Below are 9467 nucleotides of genomic sequence, written 5' to 3' on the forward strand. Positions count from 1 at the left end.
CCGTCAGGCCGGGCACCGGCGCGGGCGCCTTGGGCAGGATACGTAATCGCGCCCGGTTGCACTACCGCCTGTCGCGCCGACATCGACGCTGCGGAATGCGCCTGCGCCCCGGCACGACGAGCGCCCCACCGGTGACCGGTGGGGCGCTCGTGCCGGCGCGGTACGGATCAGACGTGGTCGGCGATGCCGAGCCCTTCGGCGACGCGGCGGCCGTAGCTCGCGTCGCACTGGCTGAAGTGCCAGACCATCTTCTCCTGGATGTGCTTGTCACACTGGGCCAGCAGCGTGGTCAGGTTGTGCACCAGGTCGTCGCGCTCGGCGTCCGTCATCTCGCGGAAGCGCCGGCCGGCCTGCGCGTAGTTGTCCTGCCGCTCGATCGGGGCCTTCATGACGTGCCCGGAGACGAAGGGCCGGTACTCCCGGTAGGACTCGTCGGCCTCCTGGAGACCGGCCACCGAGGACGGCTCGAAGTTGATGTGCGGGTTGCCACCGCGGTTGTCCACCCCGTACGACATCTGGCCGCCGCCCTGGTTGGTGCTGACCTGGACGTCCTCGCGCGGCCGGTTCACCGGGAGTTGGAGGTAGTTCGGGCCGACCCGGTAGCGCTGGGTGTCCGAGTAGGAGAAGGTCCGCCCGACGAGCATCTTGTCGTCGGAGAAGTCGATCCCGTCGACCAGCACGCCGGTGCCGAAGGCGATCTGCTCGTTCTCGTTGTGGTGGTCGGTGATGTTGCGGTTGAGCGTCATCATGCCGACCGGCAGGTAGGGGAACTGCTCCTCCGGCCAGATCTTGGTGTCGTCGAGCGGGTCGAAGTCCAGCTCGGGATGCTCGTCGTCGCTCATGATCTGCACGTTGAGCTCCCACTGCGGGTACTCACCGCGCTCGATCGCCTCGTACAGGTCCTTCGAGGCGTGGCCCAGCTCGGTGGCCTGAATCGCATCCGCCTCGGCCTGGGTCAGGTTGTGCTCGCCCTGCTGGGTCAGCCAGTGGAACTTGACCAGCACGCCCTCGCCCTGGGCGTTCACGAAACGGTAGGTGTTCACGCCGGACCCGCGCATGGTGCGGTAGTTCCGCGGGATGCCGTACGGGGAGAAGAGCCAGGTCAGCATGTGCATCGACTCGGGCGTGTTGGACATGAAGTCGAAGATGCGGTTCGGCTCCTGGCGGAAGGTCACCGGGTCGGGCTTCAGCGAGTGGATCACGTCGGGGAACTTGATCGCGTCGCGGATGAAGAAGACCTGGAGGTTGTTGCCGACCAGGTCCCAGTTGCCGTCCTGGGTGCGGAACTTGACCGCGAAGCCGCGCGGGTCGCGGGCGGCCTCGGAGGAGTCCCGGCCACCGATGACGGTGGAGAAGCGGATGGTGACCGGGGTCTTCGCGCCCCTGGTCTGGAACAGTTTGGCCCGGGTGTACGTGGCCGCCGGCACGTCGCCGATCGTCCCGTACGCCTCGAACTCACCGTGCGCGACGAAGCCGCGCGCGTGCACCACCCGCTCCGGGATGCGCTCCCGGTCGAAGTGGCTGATCTTCTCCAGGAAGTGGTAGTTCTCCAGCGTGGCTGGCCCGCGTGAGCCGACCGTCCGTTGCTGCTGGTTGTTGTGCACGGGGTGACCCTGGCGGGTGGTGAGGGTCGGCCTGTCGGCCTGCGGGTCGCTCATCGGTCTCCTCCGGATGCGTGGTGCGGCGGGCCTGACCGGTCCCGGGGTGGCCGGGCCGGGTCGCTCGCGGGGCGTACGGCGGACACCACCCACCCAAGCGCGTTATCTGGAATGAGTCAAATTTTCGCCTCGAATTGTGGCGACACCCGACCAGGACCGGTGAGGAAAGTGCCTCGGATCGGGATTGGCGATCAGTACGCGGAGGGAATACCAGGTGACGAAGGAGGAGCCCATGTCGCCCACGCAGATAATCGTCATCGTGCTCGTCGTGCTGGTGATCGTCGCGGCGCTCGCCGTGGCCGTCCGGACGATCGGCCGTCGCCGCGCGCTGCGCAGCCGGTTCGGGCCGGAGTACGACCGGGTGGTGCAGGAGCAGGACAGCCGGTCCGCCGCGGAGCGCGAGCTGCGCGACCGGGAACGCCGGCACGCCGAGCTCACGCTCACCCCGCTCAGCCCGGAGTCGCGGGCCCGTTACGCCGCCGCCTGGGAAGAGCTCCAGATCCGCTTCATCGACTCGCCGGGCGAGACCGTGGGGGACGCGGACGAACTGGTCACCCGGCTCATCGAGGAGCAGGGCTATCCGACCGGGGACTTCTCCGACCAGATCGCCCACCTCTCCGTCGAGCACGCCCGCACGCTGACCAACTACCGGGACGCGCACGAGATCCACCTCCGCAACTCCCGGGGCGAGGCGAGCACCGAGGAGCTGCGCCAGGCGGTCGTGCACTACCGGGCTCTCTTCGCCGACCTGCTCGGCGAGGAGCCGGTCGGTCAGCGCACGACCGAACAGGGTTCCCACCCGGACACTCCGCACGACGCCACGAGCCGCTGAGGAGGCCACCGATGCGCCACGAAGAGCAGCAGGTGAGCAACGACCATCCGGAGGCTGTCCGGTCCGCACCGGTGCCGGTGCCGCCGACCGCCGACCGGGCCGCCCGCTCGGACGTACCCGAGGACGCCCTGGACGACCGGGGCACCTTCGACGATCCGACCACCGACGACGAGCGGGCCACTGACCACGACCCGGCCACCGACCACGAGCGGGCCAACGGCACCGACCCGGGAGCGTTCCAGGACCGGGCCGACGACGACCGGACCGACGACGAGTGGGCCGACGACGACCGGGCCGACGACACCGACCGCCGGAACCGGCCCGACGACGAGGGTGGCTTCCACGAGCCGGGGCCGCTCCCGACCGCCTTCGGCGCCACCACGGTGGCCGACGCGGTGGCGGCGTCCGCACTGGCGAGCCCGAACCCGCAGGACCAGCCGGATCCGCGGGCCGAGCGGACCGCCCAGCCGGGCGACGGCGCCGAGGACGGCGAGCGGGAGGGTCTGCGCGCCGACCCCACCGCCGAACTGCACCGCCGTGACGGCGTTCCGGAGACCGACCGGGACGCCGCACCGGCGACCGACGAGGACGCCGACCTGAACGGCGACGGCCGGCGCGCGGACACCGAGACCTCCGCGGGCACCGTCGTCGCCGCGGACAGCACGGACGGTGCGCCCGAGCGGCGCGGCGACCTGACCGACTGGGCCGGCGATCCCGACGCGGCGACCGCGGGCGCGGCCGGCTATGGCAGCGCGTCTCCGGAGATGGTCGACCCGGACGCCGACGCCGAACCGGTCACCACCGGGGCGGCCGGCGCCTCCCTGGAATCCGCCGGGACGTCGCGGCCCGCCGGTTCGACAGTCGCCGCCGAACCGGCCACGCTCCTCGACGGGGACACCGCACAGGGATTCCGGGACCGCTGGCGGGACGTGCAGCTGCGTTTCGTCGACGATCCGCACGCCGCGGCCGGTGAGGCGCAAGCCCTCGTGGAGGAGGCCATCCAGGCTCTCGCCTCGGCACTGGCCGCGCAGAAGAACACCCTGGGCGGGTGGCAGGACGCCGGCTCGGCGGACACCGAGCAGCTGCGGATGGCCGTCCGCAACTACCGGGACTTCCTGGACCGCGTACTGGGTCGCTGAGGCGTATCGATCGACGGGGCGCTCCGGCCTGCCGGCCGGGGCGCCCCTCGGCGTCCCTGAGGGGTGGCGGCTGAGTGCTCGAGACCGGCCAGTCGCACGCCGAAGGCCAAGCCGCCCGAGCGGGCGCGAACGCAGCGGAGCGGACGTGCAGGCATGAAACCTCGCGGAGCGGGTAATAGGGCGCGCGCATCGAATCCGGTGTCAACGTCGGGACGAGGGGTGACGGGATGGACGGCGGCGGTCTGCGGCTCAATATGAACGGGCTGGACTACCTGATCCTTGCGCTGTACTTCGTCACCGTCCTCGGGGTGGGCTTCGCCGCCCGGCGGGCGATCCGGACCAGCGTCGACTTCTTCCTCTCCGGCCGCTCCCTGCCGGCCTGGGTGACCGGCCTCGCGTTCGTCTCCGCGAACCTGGGTGCGCTGGAGATCATCGGCATGGCGGCGAACGGCGCCCAGTACGGCGTCATGACGGTCCACTACTACTGGATCGGCGCGGTGCCGGCGATGGTCTTTCTGGGCATCGTGATGATGCCCTTCTACTACGGGTCCAAGGTCCGCAGCGTGCCCGAGTACCTGCGGCTGCGCTTCAACCGACCGACCCACCTGCTGAACGCGCTCAGCTTCGCCGTCGCCCAGGTGCTGATCGCCGGCGTGAACCTCTACGCGCTGGCCCTGGTCATGCAGGCGCTGCTCGGCTGGCCGCTCTGGACCGCGATCGTGGTGGGCGCGGCGATCGTGCTGGCGTACATCACCATCGGTGGCCTGTCCGGGGCGATCTACAACGAGGTGCTCCAGTTCTTCGTCATCCTGGCCGGCCTCATCCCGGTCACCGTGATCGGTCTGGTCAAGGTCGGCGGCGTGGGCGGGCTGATGGACGCGGTCCGCGACTCCAAGCTCGGCGAGGCGGGTCTGCACGCCTGGCAGGACACCGCCAGCACCGACAACCCGCTCGGCGCGCAGTGGATCGGCATCGTGTTCGGCCTCGGCTTCGTGCTCTCGTTCGGCTACTGGACGACGAACTTCGCCGAGGTGCAGCGCGCGCTGTCGGCGAAGAACATGAGCGCCGCCCGGCGTACGCCGATCATCGCCGCGTACCCGAAGCTGTTCATCCCCCTGGTCACGATCATCCCCGGCCTCGTCGCCCTCGTGACGGTGAAGGGGCTCGGCGCGGAGAAGGGCGACCTGCAGTACAACAACGCCATTCCGCTGCTCATGCGGGACCTGCTGCCCAACGGCGTGCTCGGGGTGGCGGTCACCGGCCTGCTCGCGTCGTTCATGGCCGGCATGGCGGCCAACGTGAGCGGCTTCAACACCGTCTTCACCTACGACATCTGGCAGGCGTACGTCCGCCGCGGCCGGTCCGACGAGTACTACCTGCGCATCGGTCGGTGGGCGACGGTCGCCGCCGTGGTGATCGGCATCGGGACGGCGTTCATCGCGTCCGGGTTCAGCAACATCATGAACTACATCCAGGCGCTCTTCTCGCTGTTCAACGCGCCGCTGTTCGCCACGTTCATCATCGGCATGTTCTGGAAGCGGATGAGCGCGTTGGCCGGTTTCTGGTCGCTGCTGCTCGGCACGCTGGCGTCGCTGGCGACCTACCTGCTCTACAAGGGCGGCGTGATCGACTTCAACTCCGACCTGGAGGAGAGCTTCTGGGGCGCCGGCATCGCGTTCGTCACCGTGGCGGTGGTCGCCGCGATCCTCACCCCGCTCACCGCGCCCAAGCGCGACGAGGAGCTGCGCGGGCTGGTCTACGGCATGGGCGGCGTCGACCTGAAGGGCGACGTGCTCGCCGGGGACGCCGTCTGGTACCGCTCCCCCGTGCTGCTGGGCGTGATCGCGGTCGCGCTCGCCGCCCTCTTCTACATCCCGGTCTTCTAGAAAGGAGTCGGCAGATGAGCAACGACGGCCAGCCGGCGCAGGACCCGTTGATCGACGAGACGCAGGCCGAGGAGCGCCGCTCCGCCGCCGCCCGACTGTTCGACATCCGTCGGGTGATCGGTGGCCTCTTCGTGGCGTACGGGATCATCGTGACGCTGATCGGCGTCTTCGACAGCCGGGCCGAGATCGACAAGGCCGAGGGTGTCCGCATCAACCTGTGGGCCGGGCTCGTGATGCTCGCCTTCGGCCTGCTCATGCTGCTCTGGCAGTGGCTGCGCCCGGCCGAGGCGCCGACCCCGAACGAGCAGCAGCCCGACAGCTGACCTCAGGCCCGCCGCGCCGGCGCCGTCCACACGGACGGCGCCGGCGTCGCGCATGGGCTCTCGCGCACGGGGTACGCGAGGGGGATCAGGCAACGTGTCGGACACAGGAGGCAGCACCATGACCGATCGCGACCGCCGACCGCTGGAGGAGAGCCCGCAAACGGCCGCTGCGGTGGACGACGACAGCACCGTCCCGCAGCTGCGGACCGGAGGCGGGCCCGACCGTGACACGCCGACCTTCACCGAGCCCCGCGATCGGCCGGCGGACCTCGCTCCGGACACCGACGACCTGATCGGCGACCCGTACGCCGCCGGCACCGGCGCCACCGGAACGGGCACCGGCGCGGGCGGCGACAACATCCGTACCGGGGCCGAGCAGCCCTGGGAGCCGGAGGACCTGGTGATGGCCCGCGGGCAGGACCTCACGCCGGAGAACCTGGACAAGGCCCGTCGCGACCTGGCCGAGCAGGGCCGCGCGGCGATCGAGCGCATCGTGCCCTGACCGGGGCGGACAAAGGGGGGTCCCCGGCCCGACCGTACTGGTCGGACCGGGGACCCCGGGAAACCTGCCGCCGGCAGTGCCTCACCTACTGCCGGCGGCGGGTTGGCGCGTGAGCTACCCGATCAGAGAGCCGGGTACGCGTTGCGCATCAGCTCCTGGAACTGAGCCGAGAACCACGCACCGGAGATCGGCGCGTCCGGCAGGGCGCCGGTCGGGCTGTTGCCGTTGCGGGCGTTGCCGCCGTACGTCGGGTCGCACATCCGGTCGAAGCCCTTGCCCTCGTTGTTCGGGATCTCCTTGCTGGAGCCGTCCGACTCACCCGGGGGCTTCACCCAGACGTAGGCGTCGATACCCGTGGCCGGGTTCGCCCGGGGCCGCTCACCGAGACCGGCACCGGCCTGGTTGCACCAGTTGCCGGCGTGGGCCCGGCGGTCGATCCGACCACCGTTGACGTACGTGTCCACGCTGGTGGTCGCGCCCGGTCCGGTGGGCCGGTTGGCGCCGCCCCAGCCGTTGCGGGAGGTGTCGATCAGCATGCCGATGTTGGAGTTGAAGCCGACCGAGATCAGCTTGGTACGGAACGCCTGGGCGAAGGACAGCTCGTCGACGTAGAAGTTCCAGTCGACCCACTTGGACTGCCGCACCGTCTGGCCGTTCACGGTGTCGGTGATCTTGAAGTACGGCTCCACGAGCGCCGAGTAGTTCGCGGTGTTGGTGATGAAGCCGTGCACGTTGTTGACCGTGCTGCCGGAGGCGACCGCGGCGGTCTTCAGGATGTCGGCGGTCGGGCCGAAGTTGCTGTCCCAACCGAGCCAGCCGTGGTGCCCGGCGTCGATGTAGTTGTAGACGTTGCCGATCGCGCCCAGCTTGGCGAGGGCGTAGCCGACGCCGTTCACGTACGCGCCGTTGGCCTTGACCGTGTCACACATGACCGTGCCGCCGGCCTGACCGGACGTGTTGGTCACCAGGTTCGGCAGCGAGTCGATCTCGATGACGTTGATGATCCGCAGGTTCCGGTACTTCGAGTCGCTCTGGATCGCGGCGATCGGGTCGATGTACTCGGCCTTGTACCGGGGCAGGTCGTTCGGGCCCAGCTCACCGTTGGAGGCGAGCGCCGAGCAGTCCCGGCCGGGCAGGTTGTAGATCACGAACTGGATGTAGCCGGCGCCCTGGCGCAGCGCCTCGTCCAGGTGCTCCCGCACCCCGAACGCGCCGTTCGAGCTGCTGTTCGGAGTGCCGTTGATGGCGGCGATCCGGTCCAGCCAGACGGCGGTGGGGTTGTTCGAGACCCGGCTTCCACCCGGCTCGGCATCCGCCTTGGCCTTCCACTCCGGGTTCACGTACCCGCGCACACCGGCGTACGGGTTGTCGACCTTGGTGCCCGGCGGAGTCGTGGTCGGCGGGGCCGTGGTGGGCGGGGCCGTGGTCGGCGGCGCCGTGGTCGGGGGAGCCGTGGTCGGCGGAGCCGTGGTGGGCGGGGCCGTGGTCGGCGGCGGGGTGGTCGGGTTACCGGTGCCACCGTTGCAGACCACACCGTTCAGGGTGAACGAGGTCGGCTTCGGGTTGCTGCCGCTCCACGCGCCGTTGAACCCGATGTTCGTCGACGCACCATTGGCGAGGGTGCCGTTGTAGGACAAGCTCCGGGCGGTGACCTGGCTGCCGGACTGGGTGTAGGTGGCCGACCAGCCCTGCTGCACCCGCTGGCTGGAGTTGGGGAAGGTCCAGCCGAGCGTCCAACCGTTGACCGGGTCGCCGAGGTTCTTGATGGTGATGTTGGCGGTGAAGCCGCCCTGCCAGTCATTGGTCGTGTACGCGATGTCGCACTGCGTCGCGGCCTGCGCCGCGGTGACCGGGATTGTCACCAGCCCGCCGGCGACCAGAACGCCCGCGCCTGCGAGCGCGAGGGTCCGGCGTGGGCCGGACAGCCTTCTCCACACATTCATGCCACTGATCTCCTTGGGCGAGACCGGGCTCGCGTACGGCCCGGCGAGACGGCCCGGCGGGCGTCCTGCACGGACGGCCTCCGGCGCCACGGGATTCATTGGGGGGTGCCCGACCCGGACGGGCGGTGGTGGTTGGTGGTGATTGGCCGGCGCGACACCGACCGCTCGGCGGCCGGTTGTCGTCCGGCGAACCGGATGCCCTCGACGACCTGCCTGCGCGGTGTGGCTCCCCGAACCGCGTGCGCCGATTCTTGCATGGGAGCGCTTCCATGGCAATGGCTCGATGCGCGGCCTGCCCTCGACTCGGACGATACCCCCGAGCAGCGCGAGCGGCACCTGCCGTCCGTTACCGGGATGACCGCCGCGGGTCGAGCACTGCGGGTCGGCAACAGCGCGGTGCGTACGCAAGGTCCTGCGGGACCCGAGACGGCACTACGGGCCGCGAAAGCCCCGTAGCACTCCTTTGCTACTTACTATTAGTAAAGGTGAGAACACGAATCTTTCACTTGATAAGTCATGAAACGGTCTAACGTCGGTCTTAGCTCGGTTGTCGCCGAGCTCAGGACAACAGGGATGGAGTGACGCAGGTCATGGCTAAGAAGATGCTCGGGAAGGTCGTTGCGGGCGCCGCACTCGGCGGCGCGTCGCTCCTGGTGTTCGCGCCGGGGATCGCGTTCGCTGACGGGCACCACGACGACGACGGCAAGGTCTTCGCCAAGCCGCACGTCGTGAAGGCCGGCGACGAGGTCAAGCTCCTCGAGATCTGCCCGGATCGGCAGGAGCACGCGTTCGTGTGGTCCAAGGTCACCGGCAAGGTCAAGCTCAAGCCGGTACGGGACGACCGGGGCGAGGACCGCGGCGAGTGGAGCGAGGAGGAGGACTCCTACGACCACGACGACAAGGGCAAGGACGAGCACGGCAAGGACGAGCAGGGCAAGGACGAGCACGGCAAGGACGAGCACGGCAAGGACGACAAGGGCAAGGACCACGAGGGCAAGGACGAGAACGGCAAGGACGAGCACGGCGACGACGAGTCGCAGCCGTCCGCCGATGACGCCCAGCCCGGTGGCCAGGGCGGCGGCGCTGCCGCCGACGCCTCCCGCGACGAGGACAGCAAGGACTGGACGGGCGAGGAGCACGGCCAGGACGCGGACGACAGCCGCGACAAGAAGGACTGGGAGTCC

7 protein-coding genes and 1 pseudogene are annotated in these 9467 nt (G+C 69.8%); 6 read left to right on the forward strand and 2 right to left on the reverse strand.

All coding sequences use genetic code 11. The annotated features are described in order from the left end of the window. Window positions 1–167: 167 nt before the first annotated feature. Window positions 168–1658, reverse strand: a complete 1491-nt coding sequence (locus tag ABZT87_RS22560) for a catalase (protein ID WP_354856990.1) — start codon at window positions 1656–1658, stop codon at window positions 168–170. Window positions 1659–1890: 232 nt separating this feature from the next. Here ABZT87_RS22560 and ABZT87_RS22565 point away from each other — a divergent pair, with 232 nt between their 5' ends. The 5 genes from ABZT87_RS22565 to ABZT87_RS22585 all read left to right on the forward strand — a co-directional run bounded on the left by ABZT87_RS22565 (window position 1891) and on the right by ABZT87_RS22585 (window position 6340). After that, complete coding sequence (locus ABZT87_RS22565; RefSeq protein ID WP_354856988.1) at window positions 1891–2490, forward strand: hypothetical protein; 600 nt, start codon at window positions 1891–1893, stop codon at window positions 2488–2490. An 11-nt stretch (window positions 2491–2501) separates the two neighbouring features. Further along, complete coding sequence (locus ABZT87_RS22570; protein WP_354856986.1) at window positions 2502–3629, forward strand: hypothetical protein; 1128 nt, start codon at window positions 2502–2504, stop codon at window positions 3627–3629. 227 nt (window positions 3630–3856) lie between these two features. Then, window positions 3857–5515 (forward strand): sodium:solute symporter family protein, encoded by a 1659-nt coding sequence (locus ABZT87_RS22575; protein WP_354856985.1) that lies wholly within the window; start codon window positions 3857–3859, stop codon window positions 5513–5515. 14 nt (window positions 5516–5529) lie between these two features. After that, entirely contained in the window at window positions 5530–5838 is a 309-nt protein-coding gene (locus tag ABZT87_RS22580; protein WP_354856983.1) for a hypothetical protein, read from the forward strand. 118 nt (window positions 5839–5956) lie between these two features. Then, window positions 5957–6340: a hypothetical protein gene (locus ABZT87_RS22585; protein ID WP_354856981.1), complete on the forward strand. Its 384-nt coding sequence runs from the start codon at window positions 5957–5959 to the stop codon at window positions 6338–6340. A 122-nt stretch (window positions 6341–6462) separates the two neighbouring features. Here ABZT87_RS22585 and ABZT87_RS22590 read toward each other — a convergent pair whose 3' ends face one another. After that, the gene (locus ABZT87_RS22590) at window positions 6463–8283 is read right to left on the reverse strand and encodes a glycoside hydrolase family 6 protein (protein ID WP_355066059.1); all 1821 of its coding nucleotides are present in this window, start codon (window positions 8281–8283) and stop codon (window positions 6463–6465) included. 590 nt (window positions 8284–8873) lie between these two features. Between ABZT87_RS22590 and ABZT87_RS22595 the strand changes: the two are divergent. Continuing rightward, a pseudogene (locus ABZT87_RS22595) lies at window positions 8874–9467 on the forward strand (hypothetical protein); the annotation flags it as partial.

Source organism: Micromonospora sp. NPDC005237, from assembly GCF_040607775.1.
GTDB lineage: Bacteria > Actinomycetota > Actinomycetes > Mycobacteriales > Micromonosporaceae > Micromonospora.

Coding starts and splice junctions, on each gene's coding strand:
- ABZT87_RS22565 (WP_354856988.1), top strand. CDS start 1,891: ATGTCGCCCACGCAGATAATCGTCATCGTGCTCGTCGTGCTGGTGATC.
- ABZT87_RS22580 (WP_354856983.1), top strand. CDS start 5,530: ATGAGCAACGACGGCCAGCCGGCGCAGGACCCGTTGATCGACGAGACG.
- ABZT87_RS22570 (WP_354856986.1), top strand. CDS start 2,502: ATGCGCCACGAAGAGCAGCAGGTGAGCAACGACCATCCGGAGGCTGTC.
- ABZT87_RS22585 (WP_354856981.1), top strand. CDS start 5,957: ATGACCGATCGCGACCGCCGACCGCTGGAGGAGAGCCCGCAAACGGCC.
- ABZT87_RS22560 (WP_354856990.1), bottom strand. CDS start 1,658: ATGAGCGACCCGCAGGCCGACAGGCCGACCCTCACCACCCGCCAGGGT.
- ABZT87_RS22575 (WP_354856985.1), top strand. CDS start 3,857: ATGGACGGCGGCGGTCTGCGGCTCAATATGAACGGGCTGGACTACCTG.
- ABZT87_RS22590 (WP_355066059.1), bottom strand. CDS start 8,283: ATGAATGTGTGGAGAAGGCTGTCCGGCCCACGCCGGACCCTCGCGCTC.